This is a genomic window from Quyinboa ferrireducens (genome assembly GCF_042436675.1).
Lineage (GTDB): Bacteria > Bacteroidota > Bacteroidia > Bacteroidales > UBA5342 > JBHJHP01.
The window spans coordinates 78,354-105,290 of sequence record NZ_JBHMVA010000002.1 but is presented as its reverse complement, the minus strand read 5'-3'; the positions used below and the strand labels follow the sequence as shown (position 1 = coordinate 105,290).

Here is a 26,937-nt window from a genome sequence, read left to right as displayed (position 1 = left end):
CGAAATGAAATTTTATTGGGTGATTGCTTTTTTGATATTTACAATATTTACAGTTAACGCACAGGATAAAAAGAAGGACTACAAAAAGCTAAAACTGGGCCTTATTGCCTCGCCACAGGTTTCGTGGTTAACATCAGATTTTTCGAAAGTGGAAAACGAAGGCTCTGTTTTGGGCATGTCATACGGCTTGATGGCCGATTTCTTTTTTGACCGCAACTATGCCATTTCGGTTTCTGTTATCAGAAGCCATACCGGAGGAAAACTTAAATATTCTACAGGAACTGAACCACAAATGAATATTGATCATAGTTATGTAACCATTCAGGACGGAGAAGTTTTAAGGTATAAACTTACATACATTGAAATACCCATCGGACTGAAGCTTAAAACTAAACTTTTCCGCCGGTTGGGTTACTACGGGCAGTTAGGCCTGACCCCAATGATTAATACAAACGCTAAAACGGGCGATGATCTGGCGCTGATTGACGAGATTCAGATTGGGGACCTCGGATTCCATTTTGGAGGTGGCATAGAATACTCCCTTGGTGGTGACACCTACCTGCATGCAGCCGTTTTTTACACGAATGGACTTATTGATATCACAACAAATGACGATATTAGTGATAAAACTAATTTAAACTCTGTAAATTTACGGCTCGGAATCAACTTTTAAAATCTTGCGTCTTGATTCTTGTGTCTTATGTCTAAGGAAAGAATATGAAAATAGCTTTAGCTCAACTCAATTATATCGTCAGTCACTTTGAATACAACCATAACAAGATGGCCGATGCCATTGAAAAGGCAAAAAACGGAGGTGCTGACCTGATCGTTTTCTCGGAACTCAGTATTTGCGGCTATCCGCCGCATGACCTGCTGGAAAAACGTGAGTTTTTCGATACCTGCATGTTGTGGGTCAACAAACTGGCTGAATTGAGTAAGGATATTGCTATAATTGTAGGATCACCAAGCCTGAATGAAAACCCGCGCGGGAAACGGCTGCATAATTCAGCTTTTTTTCTGAATAATGGTAAAATTGAGAAAGTATTCAATAAAACATTGCTCCCAACCTACGATGTATTTGACGAATACCGTTATTTTGAACCCAACAGCAATTTCGATATTCTTGAATTTAAGGGGAAAAAATTCGCCGTTACCATTTGCGAAGACATCTGGGAAAAACAACCGGTACTGAATCCATTTGCACAGAGCAGACTTTATTCTGTGGTTCCGATGGAACAAATCATCAAACTGGAACCGGATATGCTGATCAACATTGCTGCGTCACCATTTTCATATGTTCAGGACGGTACCCGTAAACGCGTATTAAAACTCAATGCTGAAAAATATAATATTCCGGCTATTTATGTGAACCAGGTAGGCGCCAATACGGAACTGGTTTTCGACGGAAACAGCATGGCCATTGATGGAAAAGGAAACCTGGCACTTCAATGCAAACGTTTTCAAGAGGACATCCGGATTATCGATACTGATCATATGGACGTTGTGCCACTGGTTATTCCTGAAAAAACAGATCATATTCCGGTTATTCATGACGCCTTAATTCTTGGGATCAGGGATTATTTCGATAAAATGGGCTTCAAAAAAGCCACACTGGGCTTGTCAGGAGGAATTGATTCTGCTGTAACATTAGTGCTGGCAGAACAGGCTCTAGGCGCCGAGAACCTCAGAGTATTGTTGATGCCGTCACAATTCTCTACGGATCATTCCATAAAAGATGCTGTTGATTTGGCTGAAAATCTGGGTATTGAGTACGACATTTTATCCATTAAAGATATTTACAAACAGTTTGAAGATACACTGTCCCCTGTTTTCAAGGATCTGCCGTTTAACGTGGCTGAGGAAAACATTCAGGCTCGTGTGCGCGGAACACTTGTGATGGCCATTTCCAATAAATTCGGACATATCCTGCTCAACACGTCCAATAAAAGTGAGGCAGCTGTTGGTTATGGAACACTGTATGGAGATATGAACGGCGGTCTTTCTATTCTGGGCGATGTTTATAAAACCGATGTGTTTAAACTCGCATGGTATATTAATAAAAGTTCAGAGATCATTCCACATAACACGATTGTTAAACCACCTTCGGCAGAGTTACGTCCCGATCAGAAAGATTCTGATTCTCTTCCTGAATACGATATTCTGGACGGCATTTTATTTAACTATATCGAACTGAACCGGTCACCACAGGAAATTGAATCACTGGGCTATGACCGTGCCACCATCGATAAAACTATTCGATTGGTGAACGTAAATGAATATAAACGCTTTCAGACACCACCTATCCTGCGGATCTCATCCAAAGCATTTGGATTTGGCCGCCGCATGCCATTAGTAGCCAAATACTGATTGATGAATAGTGAACAATGAATAATTCTTCATTTATTGTTCATTTTTCATTATTCATGACCTATTTACTCAAAAATTGTAACAAACATTTCATATTAGCTTAAAGTATTTTGACTTAAATTGTGTTGCAAAGCGTATGACATGAGAATAATGGTACTCCTCACTTTGATCTCCCTTGCTATCAGCACCTTTTCGCAGGTTGAATACATTGCACACAGAGGTGCCTCGTACAATGCTCCCGAAAATACGATGGCCTCTGTAGATCTTGCATGGGAGATTGGCGCGGATGCAGTTGAGGTAGATGTTTATATGTCGCTAGACAACCGGATTATGGTCTGCCATGATGATACAACACTTCGAACATCCGGTCTTAAGCTTGTTATTTCCAAATCGAAAGCCAAGCTGCTTCGCAAACTGGATATGGGAAGCTGGAAAGATCATCAATATGCCGGAGAAAAAATGCCGTATCTGACAGAAGTAATCAACTCCGTCCCTCCACATAAGACCCTGGTAATTGAAATAAAATGCGGAAAAGAAATTCTGCCATACCTGAAAGAGATTATGGATACCACACCCAAAGCGAGCCAGATTGTATTTATAAGCTTTGGCTGGGAAACTATTCTGGAGACGAAAAAGACTTTTCCAAACAATAAATGTTATTGGCTAAGTGACGAAAATGAAGGATTATCAGAAAAAATTAAAGAGGCATCGCAAAACAAACTGGACGGGATCAACCTGTATTATGGGATCATCAACCAATCTGTAATGAATCTGGCCAAACGCTATAAACTGGATGTGCTTTGCTGGACCGTGGATGATCCCGCCGAGGCTAAAAAACTTATTAAGCTTGGCGTATCAGGCATAACCACCAACCGGCCGGCATGGCTCAAAAGACAGGTAAATAATTAATTACGAATTAGGAATTCAATCTGCGTTTATAAATGTTTTCTATAGCTGAATGCGATAACAATTATTTTTTCTCGCGGATTATCGCAAAGGCCTCACGCAGATTTTCGCTGAAATCCCAAATGCATTAAATATTATTTTCATTAGCGTAACCGGCATATTCATCTGCGTATTTCTTCGTGGATCATTTTAATAGTCCATTAGTACGTACAAATTGTATTTGTAACTTAGCATCTGGTTACTGAGTAGAAACGCAGTTTCGTATCGAAGTAACGAATTAAAATTCACGAATCAAGCCCCCGAATACCATTCGCTATTTTAAAAATTATTCGACACTTTTAAACCTAAATTCAGATATCTTTGTTCTTTATTTCATGAATCAACAAAAAAGAACATATAATGCTCTACTGGCCATAGCACTGTTTATGGCGCCGTTCTTTATTCAACTGGTTCATGCCGATATTCACCACCATGCACCAACCCACGAAACAGGGTTTATTAATCATGGCTCTGAATGTCTTATCAACACCTACGAATTTCAACCACATTTTTTATTTGATTATGATCCGGTTATTCCGGTCAACAAAATATTTTTGGGAGAAATCAGTTCAGGCTATTCTTCCATTTATGTATCGTATACTTCCCAAAACATCAGATTACGCGCCCCTCCGGTTGTTTCACTTATATAAACGTGAAATAAAAACTTACTAATCTGATAAAAATATTACATGAAATATTTAACAACTACCTGCTTTGTGTGGGTATTATTTATTGTGTCCGTAGTTGGTCAAAATACAGTTAGCGGAACCATTTACAATTCAAATGATCAATCAACGATTCCGGGCGTGAACATCTTTATTCCTGAACTTTCAAAAGGAGTAATCAGTAACGACGATGGCACATTCACCCTTAAAAACCTGCCGGACGGAGTTTTTAAAGTGCAGTTTTCCTTTGTTGGGTTCAAAACCGTCATAAAGGATATGAACACAAATACAAAAAACCTGTACACCATTGAAATGACACCATCCGTTTTACAATCCGAAGAAGTAGTAGTGTCCAGCGGAAGCTATTCCTCTCAACATGAAAATGCCATAAAAATTGAGAACTATCATTTGCATAACGAACTGCAGCCGGCAAGCACTAATGTTTTTGCAGCTCTTGCCGAAGTTCCCGGAATTAGTGTGATCACAAAATCGCCAGGTATAAGTTCACCGGTAATCCGAGGCTTATCCACCAATAATATATTAGTTCTTAACAACGGGGTAAAACTTGAAAACTATCAGTTTTCGCAGGATCATCCTTACCTGATTGGTGACAACGGCTATCGTGACGTGGAGATCATTAAAGGCCCTGCCTCTTTGCTTTATGGTTCTGATGCGCTTGGTGGTGTACTCAATTTTATCAAATCCGATCCGGCACCAGCGGGTCAGACTGAAGGTTCGGTTCAGGCCGGATGGCAGAGCAATACCAATGGTTACCAGGCCGATATGGAAGTAAAAAGCAGCGGGCAATTGTTAAACTGGGGCATTAATGGCGGATATAAAAACCATGCAGATTACCTTGACGGTAATAACAATGCCGTTCTGAACAGCAGGTTTTCGGCTCAGAATATCGGGGCTTTTGCCGGAACCGGATATAAAAACAGCCGCATAAAACTGTTTTACGACTATACATCCCTGAAGGCCGGAATACCATCGGAAGAGGCTCAGACCCTGATCAGTAAACGGGGTCGCAAAAATGAAGTCTGGTATCAGAATCTGGATCACCACATGGCCACACTACGGTACAATTATTACAAAAACAGCTGGAAATTCAATAACGATCTGAGTTATCAACTGAACCAACGTGAACTGTTCGGCTCAACCGGAGACCTGGTTCATATGAATTTATCAACCCTTTCGTTGAACACTAAGCTGCGTAAAAAAACCGGTGATGCAAGTGAAGTCATCACAGGTGTTCAGGGACGTTACCAGGTAAACCGCAATTTTGAAGCACCGGTTCGGGTTCTTCCCGATTACACGCTTGCAGATCTTGCAGCTTTAAGCCTTTATCAATTGAATTTAAACCGGACACTGTTTTTTCAGGTGGGTGCACGCTATGATTTCAGGTATGTGGATGCGCCGGAACAAATCAAAGCAGCACATTCCCATGAAGAAACAACAGTTGATACACTTCATGAAATGATGGAGGCCTTCAAAAAAACGTACAACAATGTTAGTGCATCGGCAGGAATGACATGGCAGGTTATACCGGATGGATTGATACGATTCAACCTGGCATCGGCCTACAGAACTCCACATGTGTCAGAATTGCTTCAGGATGGTGAACACGGTACACGGTATGAGATTGGTGACCGCAGCCTGAAATCGCAGCGAAATTATGAGGCTGATCTTAGTTTTCACTATCACTCCGGAATTGTGGTGACAGAAATTGCGGGCTATTACAACCAAATTCAGAATTATATTTTCCTTTCACCCACGGGTGAATTTACGGACGAAAATTTTCCGGTCTACCGTTACAGCCAGTCCAATGCTCTGCTCACCGGAATGGAAGGGAGTATTGATGTACATCCCACACACTACCTGATGCTGAGCGGCACCTACGCTTATATCTACGCGGTAAAAGAAAATGGTGATTATCTGCCTTTTATACCACAAAACAAACTTACTCCATCCATTACATTCCATAAGGATGAAAGCTGTAAACTTGCGGACAAGCTGTCGCTGAAAATATCACTTCCCCTTGTGTTTGCTCAAAATCATCCGGCTCAATTTGAGACCAAAACGGCAGGATATACACTTTTGAATGTGATTGCAGGGTTGGACTACAACAATCTGAGCATAGATATTAGCGGATCTAATCTGCTAAACACCTTGTATGTGGATCATTTATCCACATTAAAGCCACTCGGATATTACAATCCGGGGCGAAATATTTCAGTAAAAATCACTTACAGGTTTTAATATCCTGATTAAACGACACAAATTCAATTCAGGAAACACACTAACGGCTGGTCAGCATTTTTTACTGACCGGCTTTTTTATGTTCCAAATTTAGTCTGAAGCTTAGGTAATTCCATATTTATTGTAAAAAACCTGAACCAAACTGGTCTGTGGCAGTTACACCTATACAGGTATTAATTCTTCAGCAGATTCCATGTCTGCTCAAACAAAAAAATAATCATGAAAAACCAAACCCGGGAAGCTGCAAGCTGGTATAAAGACGCCGTAATTTATCAATGCCATGTGCGTTCATTCATGGATAGTAATGGCGATGGCATAGGAGACTTTAACGGCTTGATCCAACGACTGGACTACCTTAAAAGCCTTGGCATCAATGCCATATGGTTATTACCATTTTATAAATCCCCACTAAAGGACGGCGGCTATGACATTTCGGATTTTACCAGTATTCATGAGGATTATGGGACAATGGCTGACTTTAAACGGTTTATTCGTGAGGCACATAAGCGTAACATCCGGGTCATAACAGAACTGGTACTGAACCATACGTCAAGTTCTCATAAATGGTTTGAACGGTCACGAAGGGCAAAGCCCGGAAGTATCTACCGCGATTTTTATGTTTGGAACGACACCAACGATAAATATCCAGAAGCACGTATCATTTTCCAGGATTTTGAATTGTCCAACTGGTCATGGGACCCTGTGGCAAAAGCCTATTACTGGCACCGGTTTTATTCTCATCAACCAGATCTTAACTTCGATAATCCCAGTGTTCACAAGGCTATTCTTAAAGTGCTGGATTTCTGGTTTGGGATTGGTGTGGATGGTCTCAGACTTGATGCTGTTCCTTACTTATACGAACGGGAGAACACCAATTGCGAAAATCTGCCTGAGACACATGATTTTCTGAAAAAGCTGCGCAAATACATCGATGATAACTTTGATGATAAAATGTTACTGGCAGAAGCTAATCAATGGCCGGAAGACTCCTCTGCGTATTTCGGTAAAGGTGACGAGTGCCACATGGCCTTTCATTTTCCGCTAATGCCACGATTATATATGTCCATGAAAATGGAAGACCGCTTTCCTCTCATCGATATTCTGGAACAAACGCCTGCTATACCAGACAATTGTCAGTGGGCCATTTTTTTAAGGAACCACGATGAGCTGACCCTGGAAATGGTGACAGACGAAGAACGCGATTACATGTATAAATCCTTTGCTAAAAACCCCAAACAACGCATCAATCTTGGGATCAGGCGCAGGCTGGCACCCTTGCTTGAAAATGATCGTAAAAGCATTGAGCTTATGAATGTGCTGTTGTTCTCAATGCCGGGGACACCAATAATTTATTACGGTGATGAAATTGGAATGGGTGATAATTATTACCTCGGCGATCGTGACGGAGTGCGGACCCCCATGCAATGGTCAGCAGATAAAAACGCAGGATTTTCAACGGCGGAGCCCCAGCAGTTATTTTTGCCTGTTGTATTTAACTACGATTACCATTACGAGTCCATTAACGTTGAAAACTTTGAAAAAAACAATTCTTCCCTGCTATGGTGGATGCGACGTGTCATTAATGTCAGGAAACAATTTAAAGCCTTCAGCCGCGGCGACATAGAATTTGTCGATACCAGTAATCCACGTATTCTGGCTTTTACAAGAACGTACAAGGATGAAATTATCCTTGTAATCATCAACCTTTCTCGTTATTCTCAAAATGCTCAGCTGGATTTGCGAAAATATGCCGGATACATTCCCACTGAAGTTTTCAGCCGCAACGAATTTTCACTGATTGAGGATGAACCATACGTTTTCCCGTTACAGTATAAAAATTACTTCTGGTTTGAACTGAAAAAACAGAAAGCTGAAAACGAAATTAAACCAGTGGAACTGGATTACAAGCTTGAAGTAACCATTAGAAAATGGAACCGGATGTCGGAAGCATTAAAATCAGATTTACAGGGTCTGATACTTGAATACATGCAAAAAAACAGATGGTTCAGGGGACGTTCCAATAAAATCAGAAACATCAGTATTATTGATACCGTGCCATTCCGCGACCATACTATATTCTCCTACCTGCTGATTATTGAAGCTACTTATATTGAAAAAAATGCGGAATATTATGTTATACCTATATCCGTGGCACTGGGTGAAGAAGCTGCTGATATCCGATACTACCATCCGGAAGCCATCATCAGTACAATTGATCTGGATGGTAAGGAAGGTTTAATGTATGATGGTTCCTATAAAAAGGAATTTATGGACGATCTCCTTCGGCTCATGATGCAAAAAGGAAAGCTTAAAACAACGAAAGGAGAACTGCATAGTTTTGCAGCAACCAAAACGATTAAACAAACCACCGATACAGAACCAAGAGTAATTAGTGCCGAGCAGACTAACACCCTGGTTCAGTATGGCAATAAATTGTTCCTGAAATTATACCGCAGTCCGCAGGAAGGTGTAAATCCGGAGGAAGATATTGTTAAAGTGCTGAGCAACAACCGAAATTTCAAAAATTCTCCTGCCTATGCCGGATCCATTGAATACAAACGCCCCTGGCACGATAATATGCTTATCGGTATATTAACAGACTATATTCCGCACGAAGAAACTGCATGGCAATATACCGAATCGGCCATTGGTAAGTTTTTCGATCATATCATCGCTCAAAAAGATCAGTTGTTACCCAACTATTCCGAAGACGATCCTTCAACATTTATACCGGATAATGCCGAAACCATAACAGCCGTTTTTGATCCTCTGTTTATGGAAATGACCGGGCTGTTGGGACAGCGAACAGCAGAAATGCACCTCGCGCTGTCGGCAGTTAAAAATAATAATCGTTTTACCGAAGAGAAATTTTCGTTGCTTTATCAAAAATCATTATACCAGTCTTTCAGAACAAGTGTAAAACGAAGTTTCAGTCAGATAAAATCCTCCCGGAAAGATCTCGATCAATCACAGAAGATCCTGCTTGATGAAATTATGGATAATGAAAATGCCTTACTCTCTGCCGTAAAAACAGCTCTGGAAGCAGGTAAAATGAATGCATCTAAGTTAAAGATCCACGGAAATTATCATTTGGGTCAGGTACTATTTACCGGAAAGGACTTTATGATTACCGACTTTGAAGGAGAAAAGGACAGATCCTTGTCTGCACGAAACCTAAAACACTGTCCACTAAAGGATATGGCGTACATGTTACGCTCGTTCCATTATGCCATTTATATGGCACATAAAGCATATAGTTCGCGTATGCCGGAACACGCTGCCTTACTTGAACCGTGGCTGGACATTTGGCATAATACTGTTAAAGATAAGTTTTTAACACATTATTTAAAGACAGCCGGAGCCGCTTCATTTATACCGGATGACCCGCATCAGACGGATATTTTACTCACACTATTTACGATTGAAAAAGCGGTGGACGAAGCAGTTTATGAGCTGAACAACCGGCCTGAATGGCTTCACATGCCTTTGAATGGTTTACGAAAAGTGATCCGTACAATCATTGAATAAACCTGAAAGATCAGGTATTTAAAAAAAGTATTAGATTTGCTATAGGAAACAATCTGACTTGCATGGATTCCATAACCTATCGCGAAGTTGAACTGTCTGATGCTGTTCAGCTTATAGATTTTATGAAACAGGTCTTAAGCGAGACTCCTTTTTTACGGTTTGAACCGGAAGAACTCACTATGAATATAAAACAGGAAGAAGATTTTGTTTCTAATTTTATCCTGAACCGGTCGCTAAAAATGATCCTTGCCCTGCACGGGAAAGAAATAATCGGTATTGGATCTATTGAGGGTAGTCATCTGAAAAAATTCCGGCACAACGGAGAATATGGCATTGTCGTAAAAAAGGCCTGGTGGAATAAAGGTATCGCCCGCGATATTACCACGCTACTTCTGGAATGGGCCAGTGAAAATCCGGTGCTCAAAAAGATCAACCTTCATGTAAACGCAGAAAATACCATTGCCATAGAATTTTATAAAAAAGTTGGCTTTAAGGAAGAAGGCCGTATTCTGCGGGATTTTTATTACAACAAATCATATCATGATACTTTGTTTATGGGTATGAATGTGGACTAAAAATCTGCATATGATAAAAATTTTTAATCTTTTAAGTATTTCAAGGGCATTACATGCGTTGAAATAAATATTTTTTTATATTTGCACTCGCAAAAATTCACTGTCTCGTGGTGTAATGGTAGCACAACAGTTTCTGGCACTGTTTGTGAGGGTTCGAGTCCTTCCGAGACAACTTTAATATTTCACAAACCCCTGTATTTCAATATAATGCAGGGGTTTATTTTTTTATTCCACACAGTATTTATAAACATTTTGTTTTTTCTAAATAGATCGACCAGAGATACTATTTCATTAATCTGTCTAAACGTGGGGCCTTGATCCGTTTTTAATTTTTCTTATTTAATTCTTTTTTTAAAGATGAGATTAACTCACCCCGTTTGAAGGGTTTTGTTATATATCCATCACATCCGGCATCAAATGCTTTTTTCTTATCCACATCCATCGCAAATGCTGTTTGTGCAATTATTAATGCGTTCTTATTTATACTCTTTATTCTCCTGATTGCTTCCACCCCATCATACTCCCCAGGCATTTTAATATCCATGAGTACCGCCGATATATCAGGATTCTCATGATATAACCTTACCGCTTCCTCTCCGTTTTTAGCGTGAATTATCCTGAAATCATCAGACAATATATTCTTTAGATAGATGAAGTTAACTTCATCATCCTCTGCAACCAGAACTGTTGGTTTTTTATCAAATTCGATATTTTCTATCTTTTTATCGTTTTTTTTATGTGTTTCTTTTTCTTCAGTAAAGGGAATTGAAACAGTGAATATACTTCCTTTTTTAACATCAGATTTCACCTCAATTGTACCATTCAAGGATTCAACATAAGATTTTACAATTGCCAATCCAATCCCTGAACCTTCATAGCCGCTCGTTAATTCTGTATCAGCCTGAACAAAACGGGTAAAAATAACTCTCTGTTTATCTTCAGGGATACCAACTCCTGTATCCGATACAAAAAAGCAGATATTACTACCTTGTATATAATTTCCAAACTCAATTTTACCCTCAGTAGTAAACTTTATGGCATTTTTAAGAAGGTTCATTAATATCCCATCCAGCTTATGCTTATCGGTTTTAATTAACTCAGTGACCTGGTTTTTTAATTCAAAATCCAATCCCTTTTCTTTTATTTCAGGAGAAAAGAAATCGTAGTGATATTGCATTATCTCTGATGGATTTATCGATTCAATATGTAACTCGACATCACCAATTTCAATTTTTGAAATTTCCACAATATCGTTAATCGTATTCATCAAACGCTCACCACTTTTATTAATTATTTGAATGAAGCTTGACTTTTCCTCTTCGCTTAAATCCGGATCTTCCAACAAGCTTGTAAAGCCAAGTATACCGTTCATCGGGGTTCTTATTTCATGTGACACATTCATCAAAAATGCTGTTTTTAAGCGGTCGCTTTCTTCAGCCCTTTCTTTTGCTTTTATCAATTCTATTTCGGCATTCTTTTTTTCAGTGATATCCTGATTAACACCAAAAGTTTTAACGGTTTTACCATTTTCATCTTTAATTACAAAATACCTGACAGCTATATAGCCAATGCCTCCATCTAAATAATTAATTTTATGTTCCAAATAATTCGTAAAATTGGGGTCATTAGTTGTAATCGCTTTTCCGGATTCCACTGCAACAATATCAGCATCTTCCGGATGCACAAATTCTTTTGCATATTTCATAAGCGGAATTTGATATCCCCCCATTTCCTCTGCCGATGTATGGTATATTTTTAAGAGATTATCTGAAAATGTAAACGTTTGACTTTCAACATCCAACTCCCAACTACCAAGTTTTGCAAGATCCTGGGCAACTAAAAGTTTCTTTTCGCTTTCTTCGGCTTTTTCTCTGGCTTTAATCAGTTGGTTTTCATATATTTTTTGACGGGTTGTATCCTGAACGATGCCGTATAAATGGGAGGGTTTACCAGTTTTATCAAATATTATTTCCCCGGAAACCGAAATATATTTTGTTGAGCCCAATGTTGTAATTACGCGGCATTCAAACTCATTAAATATTTTTATATTAAAAATATCATCAAGATTTCTTTGAATTATTATTCTATCATCAGGATGAACCAGGTTTATAAAATCATCAAGAACAGGCACTTTACTGTTGTCATCTATTTCGTAAATTCGATACAACTCTTCACTCCATTTTAATTCCAGACTTTTCAAATCCATTTCCCAACTGCCAACTTTTGCGATGCGCTGAGATTCCAGTAAAAGCTTTTGTTGAATTAATAATTCCTGTTCCTGTTCATTTCGTTCTGTTATATCTCTTAAAGCTGAAACTCTTATTTTTTCACCATTATAGTCGAACATCTTTCCTCTCACTTCACCAATAAATGTCGATTTGTCTTTTCGCAATGCAACTATATCATATGCCGTTTCACTTCCTGCTTTAATGTTTCCTTTAACGGTTTCTTTAGACTCCTCTGCGGTTAATTCAGCTGCTGACATGCCAATTAATTCTTCAAGTGTATAATCAAACATTAGGCATGCTGTTTCATTAGCATCGGTGATAATATCTTTTTTTAAAAAGAATATTCCTTCGGTTGATGAACTTTTAAATGCACTGAGTCTTTTTTCGTTTTCTTCGGCTCTATCCTTTGCCTTAATTAATTCCTGTTCCTGCTTTTTGCGTTCGGTTATATCCTGTATAATACCATAAGTACGAACAACATTTCCCTCTTTATTTAAAACCACATCACCCATAATAAGCACATGCCGCTCTTTACCATCTTTCCTGATAATCCGGTATTCATGGTCAATAAATTTCTTTTTTTCTTCAATCTGTTTACGAATTCTTACAACATGCTTCTGATCATCAGGGTGAACAATATCTCTTAAAAACGCAATGTTATTTATTTCATTAGCATCGTAAGAATAGCCAAATATATTGTAGGTTTCTTCCTCGAAAACCAGTTTATTTTCTTCTAAATTAAATTCCCATGAACCAATCTTGCCGGCACGCTGCGCCCTTTTTAAGAGTTTACGGCTTCTAAGAAGTTCCTGTTCCTGTTTTTTGCGTTCGGTTATATCCTGAGTAATTCCATAAGTACGAACAACATTTCCCTCATTGTCTAAATCTACATCACCCATAACATGTATGTACCGTTCTTCACCATTTTTAAGAATAATCCTGTATTCGTGATCAGTAAATCGCTTCTCCTTTTCTATCTTTTTGCGAATCATGGAAACATATTCCCGGTCATCGGGATGAATAATATCCTGTAAGAAAGCTGAATTATTTAGTTCATGATCTTCGTAATGATATCCAAATATATTATAGGTTTCTTCTTCCCAGACTAAACTTTTATCTTCTACATTAAACTCCCATGAACCTATTTTACCGGCACGCTGCGATCTCTTTAAAAGTTTACGATTTTTGATTAATTCATTCTCCTGCTTTTTGCGTACGGTAATATCCAGAATGAATCCATGCCAAAGAACAGAACCATCATCCATTTTAATTGGGGTAGATTTTCCTTCAGCCCATATCATTTCTCCGGTTGGTAAAATAACCCGGAACGATTCATTCCATACTGTCATATTTTTGGCAGATTCATGGATTGATTCACTGACTCGATCCATATCATCAGGGTGAATAACATCAAATACATTTTGTGCATTTTTGTATGCTTCTTCTGGGCTGACACCAAAAACACCTTCACTTACATAGGGGAAATAGGAAGTATTATCGTTTCGTAAATGATATTGGTAGATAAAACCGGGCAGATGTTGTGCAATTTGTTTAAAACGGTTTAATAACTCCAGTATCTTCTGTTCTGATTTTTTTCGTTTAGTAATATCGTTAAACAGCAGTGAAAACTGTCCTTTTTGAGGTGAGGATACCCGTATATCGAAGTAACGGTTTAACGATTCATTGAACCGTTCGTAGGAAAATGGCTCTCCGGTAAGTGCAACTTCGTAGTATTTCCGGGCAATATCTTCTGGCAAACTAAACGGTCCCCCCATCATCTTTCGGCCAATAAGATCCTTCCTTTTCAACCCGGTTTGATTATCAAATTGTGCATTTGCTTCCAGCATACGATGGTCAACAGGTTGCCCTTTTTCATTATAAACTAATTCAAGTAGGACATAGCCACTCGGCATATTCTCAAAAATATCGCGAAATTTTTTCTCGCTTTCCTGTATCTTCCTTTCGGCATTTAACCTTTCGGTAATGTCTCTTACAACCCCTTCGGTCCCTGCAATATTGCCCTTGTTATCGTAAATAAAATGGACATTCATTGAAGCCCAGAAAGTAGTTCCATCCTTTCTTAATGCTTTTCCGGTGAAATCTTTTACCTTTCCTGTTTCCTGTAATTTATTGAGTAATTCTTCTCTTTCACTAATATTTGTATAGAGAATTGTGGAAGGTTTTCCAAGTAATTCCTTTTCCGAATCGTATCTATACATTTGCAAAGCCATTGGATTAAAATATGAAAAGTTTCCATCCAAATCCACCTGAAAATAAGCATCCTGCATATTTTCAAATATACTTTGCAGCCTTTTTTCACTCTCAATAATCTTGTCGTGGTTCTTTTTCTGTTCGCTTATATCACTTATGGCAACAAGAACGACCTCTTTCGATTTCAAAAAGATCGTTACAATATTTATCAATCCTGTTTTGCTTTCTCCATTTCTATTTTTAACCGTTAGCTCAAAATCTTTAATGTTTTTATCCTTTTTAATCTTTGGGATCAAAACAGAATTTATAAGCTCTTTTGAGATAAAATTTATATCCTGCAAATAGCGATTTTCAAGTTCATCTCTTGAAAATCCTGTTAAACTCAGGAATGCTTCGTTAACATCCAGTAATTTAAAATTATCCGATTTATCAACAAGGCATTTGGCTACCGGACTTTTTTGAAAGGAAATTATAAATTTACCCTCAGAATCTTCCAGCTCGTTTATTAAAAAATTTGTTTCAACTATTCTGCTCAAATTGTTAGCAAAAACCCTTAACAGGTTTCGTTCTTCCTTTAAAAAAGGGCCTTCATCTGCAGTTGGTTTCTCTACCAGATAATAGACTTCAATAACAGCGTTAGCTACTTTTTTATTCTGAATGATTTCTGCTTGCTTCCATTTTGAAATCTTAAAATTTGAAGTTTTATATTCCTGTTCTCCAAAAATAATTCTGGCACATGTTATTTTAGGAAATTGCCAACCTGGCGGGATTAATTCAACAACTTTCTGAAAAAATATATCCAATGAAAGTTCTGGCTCTTGCAATAAAGTGCTAATCTTGTAAACAGCCTGAAGCTCCTTAGTTCTTTCCATTAACTCTGCATTTATCTTTTCATTATCAGTTTGAAGAAGCAACAAATCCTTTATTAGTTCTTCTTTTGATTTCTGACTAAGGCTATTGGCTAAATTCATAATAATGGTTTATATTAAAGATATTAAAATCCCTCGGCATTAACAAATATTAACAATGGCACTTCGTTTGAATCATTTAGTGTCCCTGTTTTACACCATTCATGCTTCCTAATCCTGTCAAAGAGAAAGTTGTTGATATCATAAATTATTAAGCATCACAAGTTCGCATTTTCTGCGTGAGATAATTGCTGCACAACATTTTAGTATAAAATTATTGCACCAACGTCCATCCATATATCTCAATAAATATTTCCAATTAATTCAATCAATTCGAATAAGAAGGTTGTCATACTTACATACTAAAATATCATCTTAACAATATACTATTTTGTATCTGAATTTTACTATAAAGCTGATAATAAAAATTCATTGCATGATAAAATTTACAGAAACTCTAAATAATTCCTTACAAACAATCTGACATTACTTAAATTTGAAATATATAATTATAAACTTTCGGAAATGGCATCCAGTCAAAACTTTGTGGATTTTGTGGTAGAGCAGATTGAAAATGCAGGAGAAATAACAGCCCGGAAAATGTTCGGTGAATACGCTGTTTATGCCGATGGGAAACTATTCGGCCTTATCTGTGATAATAAGTTATTCATTAAACCCACCGTATCAGGCCGTGAATTTATTGGAAATGTAGTGGAAGCGCCACCCTACCCCGGTGCCAAAAACAGTTTTCTGATTGAAGACAAAATTGAGGACCGGGAATGGCTGAGCAAACTAGTCAGGATTTCTCTTAAGGAACTGCCAATGCCTAAACCGAAGAAGAAAAAGAAGTGAGACCTTGTGATTTATGAAAATGGGGCACAGATTTATTCTTTTTTCCAGTTTACTGTATTCAGGTTAATATATCGTTTAATTCGTTCAAACGATTGGTGTGTCCTGATGATATGTTCATAATACCTGGATTGCCAGGCAAATTCAGAGTTAATCTTTCGGGCTCTAATTGTAACTGCCCGTTTATACTGATTAATAATAACACCTAATGTGCCCGGCTTCCATTTTTCCATGGCAGCAGCAATTTGTTCAGGATAGTTAGAACCAGTGGAAAAGCCCGAATCGGACGTTTCCACTGGTTCTTGCTTGTTCAGCTTGTCTTTTTATCAATTATAATTATCCCATGCATATGATCGGGCATTATTATAAATACATCCAGTTTCACAAATGAAAAATGTTCAGGTATTTCAATCCATAATTTGCAGGCTATTTTCCCGTTTCAGACAATATCATTCTCCCATGATCAATATCACCGAAAAAATACTCCCTGTGTTTCGTACAAATAGTTATAAAATATTTGCCATCCCAGCCATAGTCCTACTTTTGCAAACGAAGTGAGGATGTTCTGTATTTGTTAAGAAATTTATCTGACATTGGTTTTGTTTAAGGCACATACATAATTAGGGTAATTCCAGATAAATATCAAAAAAACCTTGCAAATGTCATGAAAGGACTTTTGCAAGGTTTGTAAGTTAGCTTTAATCAAGTGGAAAGGCCCTATTCGGGCGTTTCCACTTGATATAAATTTTTATTCTTTTATCAGCTTCTGCTTTCCTATAATCTTATGATCAGCCAATATATCTACTGAATAACAACCGGATGACAATTCTGATAAGCTTATATTGAAATCTGATCCACCATCAAACTGTTGCTGTTTCACGATCTTTCCGGTCAGGTTCACAACTCTTACAGTCACTAAACCATAGATCTTATCCATTTTCACTGTTAACATATCTTTTGCAGGATTAGGATAGACAGATACAGCGGATGATGTAACATCGTCTATTGCTTCAGGATAATCTACACTGAGTACACCGTTACTGAAATCCCAGGCAAGGCCTTCACCCGGAGTTGCAGGAACAATGGCATCAAAGCTTCCTGAATGGCTGGTACCATTAAACAGCGTAAACTGATCGCCAGCTGATAATTCGCCGGTTATCGTCAGATTAAGTGTGCCGTTATACGTTACAGTACCATAAGAATATACCTTATCACAGGTGTTATTATCTGCATTAATATCAAAACTAGCGGCACTACCCTCGTTCATTACCAAACGGGCAACACGTAAAGTAGCAATGCTGTTATCACCTGGTTCTATGGCAGCTCCATCGTATATGGTTACTGTACCTTTAAGCCATCCCTTACCTGCAAGAACACCACCTCTTACATAAGTTGAAGCTGTTGCTGAATGTGTACCGTTTACTATGAGTTTACCGTCATGAATTGTGGTTGTACCCGTATATACATTGCTTGCATTCAGTCTCCATATTCCGGTTCCTTCCTTTTCAATATACGTCACACCGTAATGACCGTTAGCAGAACAATCGTTATTGATAATCCCGTTAAATGTTTCATCAGTACTGGAACCACCAATTATCCAGGTCATTTTAGTACCATCCGTCTGTTTGCTGGCTGCTCCAAGATAAGTTCCGGTTGATCCGGAAAGTCCTCCCAAACGCATGGTTCCGGTAGTTGCCCAGTTAATAATTTTTGTATTACCCGAAAGATTTACACGCGCATAAGGTAGTCCAACTGTATTATTCAGCATCAACTGGCTTCCTCCACTGTTGGTAGGATTTGCACCATACGCATTCAACACGCCTGTAAATTCTGACCAGTCTCCCTGAATATACTCACGCAAATACGGAATCGTATATTTTAATGTTCCTGAACCTGAAACCTTCGATTTGATGTAACAGTTACGGTAAGGAGCAAAACCGCCACTTGTTCCTTCCGGCACTATTAACTCAAAGTTATACTCTTCGTAGTTGGATGATTGTCCGTTTGTTAATGCCAGTGTTCCGCCATTCAGGTAAATCTTATTGGTTATTCCGAGTACACCGGAAACATCTGTTTTTTGCTTTAAATCAACATTTACGGTTCCCCCTTTAATGTATGTATCACCCTCGTAGTTGTTCCCTATCTCGTTATACAGTTTGAGTGTTCCGTCACCTGATTTCACAAATCCACCGGCACCATTTAATGTTCCGTTCATGGTGACAATAGCACTGGCAGAATTTATACCAAGTTCTGCTGTCTCATCCAGGGTTATGTTTCTGTCAGTAGAAGCACTGCCACCTACATAATGAACAGCTCCTCCTTTCATAACCCAGTTAAAGGCATAATTCTGTGAAGCGCCCAGTCCACTGGCCACACCACCGTTTGCCAGTTTATTAATAATAAGTGTCCCATCCCAAACAACTGTTGCTCCGGTGTAGGTATTCAAGGTTGAGATGGAAAACGTTCCGCTTCCGGTTTTATTTACTGATCCGGATCCGGATATATTGCCTGATCCTGTAAAGGTATAGTCGTTATCCGAACTAACGAACACAACCGCAGGAGAAACAGTTTCAGCAATTGTGATATTTTTATTCCCCGATACAGTATCGCCGAAGATAACCTTCTTGTCGTCTGCAAAAGCAACATCGCCGGTACCATCATACCAGTTTATGGTTGAAGCATTCCAGGAATTATCTACCAGCCCTCTCCAGATCAAATCCGGGGAATAGGTTTCCGGATCAACTACCGGTACTTCCACGGGTCTTGATTTTGCTGTCAGTTCATTTGAATAGTCTGAAACTGTATTATCATTATAGCCAAAAATGCGGAACACGCCACTCTCTTCAGGCTCAAGACCTTCAAGCGTAAAAGTAGAAGAACCGGCAGCTGCGGTATCAATGTTGACAAATACACCATCAATCTTACGTTGCAAAATATACCCGTCTTCTTTCTCAGTGTAATCCAGCCATTCAAATGTAATAGAATTCTGTGTGGCCGATTTTACAGCGAAGTTCAGTGGAGTACGAATGTATTCCTGTGATGATGAGGCATCAATCCCGTTAATATAGTTCTCAATATTGGTATAACCATTTGCGGCAATTGTCATGGCATCATTTACGGTTTTATTGGTCCCGTTGGCATCTTCCCATGCATCCGGCATGCCATCTTTATCGGTATCGGTACGGGCTGTCCCCGGCCACAAATACCAGGATGAGGGTGCACCGATCGGCAAGGTACTTTCACTACTGATCAACTCCCCTTTTATACCAAATGATTTAACCTCATCAATCACATAGTAATCAGCTAAATCTCTATAAGGTAGTGATGCACCAACCACTGGCAAAAGCGTGTCAACCAATGTAGTTGCAGCAACGGTAGGCAGTACCGGATAATCGAACGGTTCAGCCTGAAAATCGGGCCCTCCGCTGTATTCACTGAAAGGAATTTCGTAACCGTTAAGAACACCATCAAGGTTATTATCGTGCCAGTTATCATCAGCATAAATATGAAAATCTGAATTTCCGTCACTAATTGGTGTTCCGCCCATATCAGGACCTTTTATAAAGTAGTTGCCATTCACATTCACATAAGAACTTCCTTCTGAATCCCCTCCCATGATATATGCACCGTTTTTCCAGTTGTACACCACATTGTTTACATACTGACTTACCCCTTTTACCTTGTTGTTACGGGTACTGTTATCCACATACAGGTTTCTGTAAAGCGTCACACCACCACCGGTCTGAATCAAACCACCGGCAGAATGAAGCAGTAAGCCCTGCGAAATAATGGAGTTCATAATGGTAATATTGGTAGGCTCTGTTCCTTTACCGTCCCAGTTAATGGAAAAGGTCTCATCACGTCCCCAGGACACAGAGATATGATCAAAAATCATATCCTTCCCGTTGGCTATCCCCATAGCATCCTTTCCGCTTGATCCGACAACTCCCATTCTAAACCTGACATATCGGCAAATCGTATTATTTGCAGCACTGAACGTTACCCGGTCTCCATATACAGTTACACCTTCGCCCGGTGCTGTTTGACCTGCAATATAGAGGTTTGGAGAAATTGCCAAAGTTGAATTGATCCGAATAACGCCTGCAACATCAAACACAATGATCCTGTTCGACTGACTCACCGCATCACGAAATGATCCTGTTCCTGTATCATTCAGGTTGTTTACATGATATACTGAACCTGTGCGTCCTCCTGTAGCGTATTTACCAAACCCTTCGGCACCCGGAAATGCCGGCAACTGTGCTTTAACTGAAAAACCGGCTAAAATAAAAAGAATTAAAGTACTTAACTTAAAAAATCGTAATGATAATTTCATGATAATATTGTTAGAAATGTTGTGTATTCTGTAAAAAAAGAAATGTAGATCATCCAAATAGTTGCATCACCCAATGCAGCGCTAAATTACGGCAAAATAGCATCTCATAAAATACACAGATTGACTACAGTGTTACACAAAATGACACTGAATATCTCTGCTGACCAAAAACTTGAAAACTCAAAAATTTAGTCATAACTTTAAGAGTTAACTTTTAGAGGACCAGTTCTGGTATTTTTATTTCAGAAATAAAAACATGAAGACTCACATACCTTAATATAACAGAAATGAGAACCTCAGTTATACTGATCATATTGATTTTATCTATCAACAGATTAAATGCTCAGCCCGGTAAGCTACTTGTTGCTGATAAAATAGATAAAAAACAGAATACTGTGTATCTGGCACACGATTTCTTTTTGACCATTTCAATGAATTACGAACGACTTTTTCTTCCGGAGAATAAATCAAGCTTTGCCATAAGAGGCGGACTTGGAAGGGATTACGGCAACAAATGCTTTGCCGCCATTGCAGAAGGGATTTTTCTTTATGGCCGATCCAAACATTTTTTTGAAGCAGGAATAGGTTATCATCAGCCGTTTTTATATACCGAAGAAGGTCCGGATCCTCCGGTTTTATCCATTATGGCCGGATATCGCTATCAAAGCAAAAAAGGATTTATGTTTAAAATTTATCCCGAGTTTTTGCCGGCAATCTTTCCTGATCCTGATAGTTGGGGTAGCCTGCCATTTATCGGATTTGCATTCGGGTATTCTTTTAAATAAAATTACTGTTGTCCGGTTAAAGCCTCAGAGATTCCTCGTTATACTCGGAATGACAGGCATTTGCTGGCTGTCATTCCGAGCATAGTAAAATGAAGCGAAGAATCTTTAAGTAATATTGATTTTTAGCCGGATAACAATGAAATAAAATATAACTATTGATTGGCAGACCATATATAAATTTACATTCAGGTTTCGGATCAACATAAATAATTTAGGATTTTGAAACTTTAAACACTGAACTTTTATTAAAATAGCAGGTTTTAAAATGTACAGGATTTTAATCTGATATAACTTACGTAAACTTATTTTTTCCACATACAATCACACACAACATAAACACATTTACGATGAAAACACGTGTATCATTCTTTTTACTGGCTATTATTGCAGGATTAACTGTTTATGGTCAGGATCATCCGTTATGGTTGCGCTATCCTGCTATTTCACCTGATGGGAAATCCATTCTGTTTAATTACCAGGGCGACATTTACAAAGTTCCCACATCAGGCGGGCAGGCAGTCCCCTTAACGCTTAGCGACAGTTATGAATTCTCTGCTGTCTGGAGCCATGATGGAAAAGAAGTAGCTTTTGCTTCGGACCGTTACGGCGATTTTGACATTTTTGTGATGCCGTCTTCGGGCGGTGACGCCAAACGCCTGACCTTTCATTCCAACAACGAAACACCCAGTGATTTCAGCATTGACAATGCCGGCATCATCTTTTCTGCTGTCAGACAGGATCTGGCTACCAATGTTCAGTTCCCCAGTGGTGTAATGGCAGAATTGTACTCTGTTCCTGTAAAAGGAGGCCGGGTAGATCAAATCCTTACCTCACCGGCACACGATGCAAAATACAGTCTTGATGGGAAAAAACTCATTTTTCACGACCGTAAAGGTTATGAAAACGAGTGGCGAAAGCATCATACATCAGCTGTAACGCGCGATATTTGGGTATACAACACCGATTCAAATACCTATAAGCAGTTATCAACTTTTAAAGGAGAAAACCGCAATCCGGTTTTTGATAATAACGGAGATGATTACTTTTTTCTCAGTGAGAAAAGCGGCTCATTTAATGTACACAAAAGTTCCATCAGCAATCCGGGATCAGATATACAATTGACACATTTTAAAAACCATCCGGTTCGGTTCCTGAGTAAAAGTGATGATGGAAAAATCTGTTTCAGTTACCATGGAGAGTTATATACCATGCATCCTGACAGTGAACCTGAAAAAGTAAATGTTTCTGTTGCTTATGACGGCAGACAGACAATTCCGGAAAATGTGAAGGTAAACAACAGCTTTACAGAATCCACCGTCTCTCCCAACGGTAAAGAATTTGCATATGTTTTCAGGGGCGAAGTATTTGTAAGCAGCATTGAACACGGAACCACCAAACGGATCACCAATACACCTTATCAGGAACGAAGCGTGAGTTTCAGTCCCGATGGGAAATCACTGTTGTATGCTGCAGAAGTTGATAGCAGCTGGAATGTGTATAAAACATCTATTGTACGCGAAGACGAACCTTATTTCTTTATGAGCACTATTTTGAAAGAAGAACCTGTTATTGCCACAAAAGAAGAAGAATTTCAACCGGCCTTTTCACCGGATGGTAAGGAAGTAGCCTATCTTCAAAACAGAACTACGTTAATGGTGGTTAACCTGGAATCAAAAAAAACACGGGTTATCCTGCCTGCTAAATACAACTATTCCTACTCTGACGGTGATATGTGGTATCAATGGTCGCCGGACAGTAAATGGTTCCTTGTAAATTACGGTCCCAAAGACCGGATGTTCTGGCCTGAAGTTGGTTTGATAGAAGCTTCCGGCGAAGGCACACTGCGTAACCTGACAAAAAGTGGTTATGAAGACGTGATTCCAAAGTGGGCTATGGATGGTAAGATGATGATCTGGTTATCAACCAGGGAAGGCAATAAGGGAGAAAATGGCTTCACAAACGAAGGCGATGTCTATGGCATGTTCTTTACACAAAAAGCATGGGATCGTTTTAACCTGTCCGAAGAGGATTACGAACTACTGAAGGAGAAGGAAGAAAAAGCAAAAAAAGATGAGGAAGATGACAAGAAAAAGGACAAAAAAGACAAGGATAAAGATGAGGTTGAGGACTTAAAATTTGATTGGGATAACATGATCGACCGAAAGAAAAAACTAACCGTAAATACCTCCTCTGCAGCTGACTTTCTGATATCGAAAGACGGTGATAAACTGTATTATCTCACCAAATTCGAAGGTAAATATAACCTCTGGGAGACAGAACTGAGAACGAAAAAGACGAAGGAATTTGCAAAAATCGGTGGTAGCCGTGTGAGTATGGATCTGTCTAAAGACGGCGATTTCATTCTTGTGCTTTCAGATGGCAAACCCATAAAAGTAGACACAAAAGACGGTAAAACGAAGAATATCAGCACAAACGGCGAAATGGTTCTGAGAAAAGACCTGGAGCGTAAATACATTTTTGATCATGCCTGGCGGCAGGTCAAAGAAAAATTCTATGTGCCGGACATGCAGGGTGTGGACTGGGTATTCTACAAAAATGCATACGAAGGATTTCTGCCATATATCAATAATAACTACGACTTTGCAGAGATGCTGAGTGAGATGCTGGGAGAACTGAATGCATCGCATACCGGAAGTGGGTTCAGGCATCAGTATCCAGAGGGAGACAAGACCGCTTCACTTGGTTTATTATATGATTATGCATGGAAAGGGAAGGGTGTTAAAGTGGCTGAAGTACTTGAAGAAGGTCCGCTCAATAAAGCAGATTCAAAACTAAAAGCAGGCAACATTATTGAAAAAATTGATGGTATTGAGATTACTCCTGATATAGATTTTTATATGCTACTGAACCGGAAAGAGGGACAAAACGTGTTGCTTTCTGTCTTTGATCCGGACAATAAAAAACACTGGGAAGAAGTTGTAAAACCTGTTTCACTTGGTACTGAGAATCAATTACTTTATAAGCGTTGGGTAGATACCCGTCGTGACGAAACAGTTAAACTTTCCGGCGGAAAACTCGGCTATATTCACGTTAGAGGCATGAATGACGCCAGTATGCGTACCGTGGTGGATGAATCGTTAGGTAGATTTTTACAGGCGGATGCCCTGATAGTGGATACCAGGTTTAACGGCGGTGGAAACCTCCACGATGTACTATCAGATTTCCTTACCGGGAAAAAATATATGGAGATCATTCCACATGGCCAGAACATCGGTTATCAGCCCTGGAACCGTTGGGTAAAACCGTCTATCGTACTGATGAGCGAGAGTAATTATTCAGATGCACATTTATTCCCGGTAGCGTATAAGATTAAACACGGTGGACAAACACTTGGCATGCCTGTTCCGGGAACAGGAACATTTGTATGGTGGGAAACCCAGATTGACCCAACCCTGTATTTTGGTATTCCTATGGGAGGCTGGAGACCGGTTGGCGACACAAAATTCCTTGAGAATAATCAACTGGAACCGGATATTAAAGTGAAGAATGAACCCGGCAAAATGGCTGAAGGTCATGACCAGCAGCTTGAAGAAGCCGTGAAGGTAATGTTGAAAAAATAAGAATAAATGCGAACAGCCAACCATCAAAGTTGGCTGTTCATTTATACTTTATCATCTATAATCAAACGTTCCTTCGCTGTTCATATTTAAAATAAAAAAATCCGACATTCCCTCGCTATGGTTATCAACAGCTTCATTGGTATAAGAGTATGTTGAACCAACCACCACCACACCTTTGTCTGTAAGCTGAATCTCACTCGATATATCCATATTGACACCGCCATATGTTTTTTTCCACAGAACAGTTCCTGACTGATCCATCTTCATTACAAGCAAATCCAGATCACTCTGAGAACTGGCACCACCATCGGGATCAATTGTTCCACTGATAAAAAAATTGCCATCTTCAGCCTGCACTATGGACGAAGCACCATCAATCCCATTCTCTCCGTACAAATCATGAGAAATAACTGAACCTGTTTCCGACAACTTAACAATCAGCAAATCCGAGCTGCTGTTTTTAATATTATACTTGTTACCTACAGCTATGTAATATCCTTCTTTGGACTGGATAACCTGGCCCATACCATCATCCTGGGGTGACCCTATTGTTCTTTCCCACAAAAGCTTACCTCTTGAGTCAGTTTTAAACATCCAGGCATCCTGCATACCGTAGTCTACAGCTACATCACCATTAGATGAATAGGTATTGGCCCCTACAATAAAGCCTCCATCTAAAGTTTCCTGAACGGAAGTACCAATATCCGACAGCTTTCCGCCATAACTGTTCTGCCATTCAATAACTCCCTCTGCATTAAGTTTTAACAGCCACACATCTTCAGCCCCTTTGTTTCCAGTAACATCGCCATCAAAAGATCTTGAATAACCCGCTATAATATAACCGCCATCCTTAGTATTTGTGATATAATTAGCGCCATCATCATAGGTGCCGCCAAATGGCTGTTGCCATACCATATTACCATATGAATCAAGTTTGACAACCCATGCATCAGACGAGCCTTTATTAAAAGTTATATCACCATCCACTGATAACGTTTCACCAACTACCAGGCAACCGCCATCAGATGTAAGACAAACACTGTTAAAGGCATCATCATTACTTCCTCCCATATTATGCTGCCAGATCACCTGCGATGTTTTGCTAAGTTTTACAATCCAGCCGTCTTTTTTGCCCTTATTATCATATAAATTACCATCGTTTGAAGTTGAAACACCGGCGATCAGAAAGTCACCGGTACGGGTCTGTTTTACGGAAAATCCCGCATCAAAATTAATTCCACCAAGACAGGTATAAAATAATTCTTCATTTATTACTTTAAATTCTTTTTGTTCAGAGTAATGTATGCCACTACTGTTTTCCAAAAATGCCCGTATAAAATATGTCTTACGGTGTTCAAGCCGCTCAATTCTGTAACTTTTATCATAATAGATCCGGGTTTTCACATCTTTTCCCTCAACTTCCGGAAACTTTTTTTCCGAGAAAACGAACCCTTGCTGAATCACCTCCTGATTACACTCGGGAGCAGTTATAGTTAAATGCACTCTTACACTATTTGCAGTAATTTCAGTTATACTGTCAACAGACACAACTGGTAATTCATCACATGAATCTGATTTTTCCGTGCAGGATGATACAATTATTCCGGCAAGAAATAAACAGGCTAAGTTTTTTTTCATAAGAATAAACTAAAATAAATCAACAGGCAAAAATAAAAATTTTGAACTGATATCGCTCTACA

At 39.0% G+C, this 26,937-nt stretch carries 14 protein-coding genes and 1 tRNA gene; 11 read left to right on the top strand and 4 right to left on the bottom strand.

All coding sequences use genetic code 11. The annotated features are described in order from the left end of the window. Window positions 1-4: 4 nt before the first annotated feature. The 8 genes from ACE01N_RS03860 (at window position 5) to ACE01N_RS03825 (ending at window position 10,511) form a co-directional block, all read left to right on the top strand. Window positions 5-673, top strand: a complete 669-nt coding sequence (locus ACE01N_RS03860) for an outer membrane beta-barrel protein (protein ID WP_380585015.1) — start codon at window positions 5-7, stop codon at window positions 671-673. A gap of 44 nt (window positions 674-717) precedes the next feature. Next, window positions 718-2,367: an NAD+ synthase gene (locus ACE01N_RS03855; protein ID WP_380585013.1), complete on the top strand. Its 1,650-nt coding sequence runs from the start codon at window positions 718-720 to the stop codon at window positions 2,365-2,367. A gap of 141 nt (window positions 2,368-2,508) precedes the next feature. Beyond that, window positions 2,509-3,276, top strand: a complete 768-nt coding sequence (locus ACE01N_RS03850; RefSeq protein ID WP_380585011.1) for a glycerophosphodiester phosphodiesterase family protein — start codon at window positions 2,509-2,511, stop codon at window positions 3,274-3,276. A gap of 371 nt (window positions 3,277-3,647) precedes the next feature. Next, on the top strand, window positions 3,648-3,962 hold the full coding sequence (locus tag ACE01N_RS03845; protein ID WP_380585009.1) for a hypothetical protein: 315 nt from the start codon (window positions 3,648-3,650) through the stop codon (window positions 3,960-3,962). A 39-nt stretch (window positions 3,963-4,001) separates the two neighbouring features. Continuing rightward, window positions 4,002-6,236 (top strand): TonB-dependent receptor, encoded by a 2,235-nt coding sequence (locus ACE01N_RS03840; RefSeq protein ID WP_380585007.1) that lies wholly within the window; start codon window positions 4,002-4,004, stop codon window positions 6,234-6,236. Between the two features lie 219 nt (window positions 6,237-6,455). After that, window positions 6,456-9,764 carry a maltose alpha-D-glucosyltransferase gene (treS, locus tag ACE01N_RS03835; protein WP_380585004.1) on the top strand — a complete coding sequence of 1,103 codons (3,309 nt, stop codon included), beginning with the start codon at window positions 6,456-6,458 and terminating at the stop codon, window positions 9,762-9,764. A 62-nt stretch (window positions 9,765-9,826) separates the two neighbouring features. Continuing rightward, window positions 9,827-10,339, top strand: coding sequence for a GNAT family N-acetyltransferase (locus ACE01N_RS03830; protein ID WP_380585002.1), 513 nt, complete (start codon window positions 9,827-9,829; stop codon window positions 10,337-10,339). Between the two features lie 101 nt (window positions 10,340-10,440). After that, a tRNA-Gln gene (locus tag ACE01N_RS03825) sits at window positions 10,441-10,511 on the top strand. 153 nt (window positions 10,512-10,664) lie between these two features. Here the strand turns inward: ACE01N_RS03825 and ACE01N_RS03820 are convergent. Continuing rightward, entirely contained in the window at window positions 10,665-15,749 is a 5,085-nt protein-coding gene (locus ACE01N_RS03820) for a PAS domain S-box protein (protein WP_380585000.1), read from the bottom strand. A 462-nt stretch (window positions 15,750-16,211) separates the two neighbouring features. Between ACE01N_RS03820 and ACE01N_RS03815 the strand changes: the two genes are divergently transcribed. Then, window positions 16,212-16,538, top strand: coding sequence for a TfoX/Sxy family protein (locus ACE01N_RS03815; protein ID WP_380584998.1), 327 nt, complete (start codon window positions 16,212-16,214; stop codon window positions 16,536-16,538). Between the two features lie 32 nt (window positions 16,539-16,570). On the opposite strand, the gene ACE01N_RS03810 is transcribed toward ACE01N_RS03815, so the two are convergent. Then, the gene (locus ACE01N_RS03810) at window positions 16,571-16,831 is read right to left on the bottom strand and encodes a hypothetical protein (RefSeq protein ID WP_380584996.1); all 261 of its coding nucleotides are present in this window, start codon (window positions 16,829-16,831) and stop codon (window positions 16,571-16,573) included. 452 nt (window positions 16,832-17,283) lie between these two features. Continuing rightward, window positions 17,284-20,871, bottom strand: a complete 3,588-nt coding sequence (locus ACE01N_RS03805; protein WP_380584994.1) for an autotransporter-associated beta strand repeat-containing protein — start codon at window positions 20,869-20,871, stop codon at window positions 17,284-17,286. 287 nt (window positions 20,872-21,158) lie between these two features. Between ACE01N_RS03805 and ACE01N_RS03800 the strand changes: the two genes are divergently transcribed. Further along, on the top strand, window positions 21,159-21,656 hold the full coding sequence (locus tag ACE01N_RS03800) for a hypothetical protein (protein ID WP_380584992.1): 498 nt from the start codon (window positions 21,159-21,161) through the stop codon (window positions 21,654-21,656). A gap of 347 nt (window positions 21,657-22,003) precedes the next feature. Next, window positions 22,004-25,237, top strand: a complete 3,234-nt coding sequence (locus tag ACE01N_RS03795; RefSeq protein ID WP_380584990.1) for a S41 family peptidase — start codon at window positions 22,004-22,006, stop codon at window positions 25,235-25,237. Between the two features lie 51 nt (window positions 25,238-25,288). On the opposite strand, the gene ACE01N_RS03790 is transcribed toward ACE01N_RS03795, so the two are convergent. Next, the gene (locus ACE01N_RS03790) at window positions 25,289-26,875 is read right to left on the bottom strand and encodes a hypothetical protein (protein WP_380584987.1); all 1,587 of its coding nucleotides are present in this window, start codon (window positions 26,873-26,875) and stop codon (window positions 25,289-25,291) included. Window positions 26,876-26,937: the final 62 nt, after the last annotated feature.

Bases quoted from the DNA above. Each gene is read 5' to 3' on its own strand.
- ACE01N_RS03860 (WP_380585015.1), top strand. From the start codon at position 5: ATGAAATTTTATTGGGTGATTGCTTTTTTGATATTTACAATATTTACA.
- ACE01N_RS03855 (WP_380585013.1), top strand. From the start codon at position 718: ATGAAAATAGCTTTAGCTCAACTCAATTATATCGTCAGTCACTTTGAA.
- ACE01N_RS03850 (WP_380585011.1), top strand. From the start codon at position 2,509: ATGAGAATAATGGTACTCCTCACTTTGATCTCCCTTGCTATCAGCACC.
- ACE01N_RS03845 (WP_380585009.1), top strand. From the start codon at position 3,648: ATGAATCAACAAAAAAGAACATATAATGCTCTACTGGCCATAGCACTG.
- ACE01N_RS03840 (WP_380585007.1), top strand. From the start codon at position 4,002: ATGAAATATTTAACAACTACCTGCTTTGTGTGGGTATTATTTATTGTG.
- treS (WP_380585004.1), top strand. From the start codon at position 6,456: ATGAAAAACCAAACCCGGGAAGCTGCAAGCTGGTATAAAGACGCCGTA.
- ACE01N_RS03830 (WP_380585002.1), top strand. From the start codon at position 9,827: ATGGATTCCATAACCTATCGCGAAGTTGAACTGTCTGATGCTGTTCAG.
- ACE01N_RS03820 (WP_380585000.1), bottom strand. From the start codon at position 15,749: ATGAATTTAGCCAATAGCCTTAGTCAGAAATCAAAAGAAGAACTAATA.
- ACE01N_RS03815 (WP_380584998.1), top strand. From the start codon at position 16,212: ATGGCATCCAGTCAAAACTTTGTGGATTTTGTGGTAGAGCAGATTGAA.
- ACE01N_RS03805 (WP_380584994.1), bottom strand. From the start codon at position 20,871: ATGAAATTATCATTACGATTTTTTAAGTTAAGTACTTTAATTCTTTTT.
- ACE01N_RS03800 (WP_380584992.1), top strand. From the start codon at position 21,159: ATGAGAACCTCAGTTATACTGATCATATTGATTTTATCTATCAACAGA.
- ACE01N_RS03795 (WP_380584990.1), top strand. From the start codon at position 22,004: ATGAAAACACGTGTATCATTCTTTTTACTGGCTATTATTGCAGGATTA.
- ACE01N_RS03790 (WP_380584987.1), bottom strand. From the start codon at position 26,875: ATGAAAAAAAACTTAGCCTGTTTATTTCTTGCCGGAATAATTGTATCA.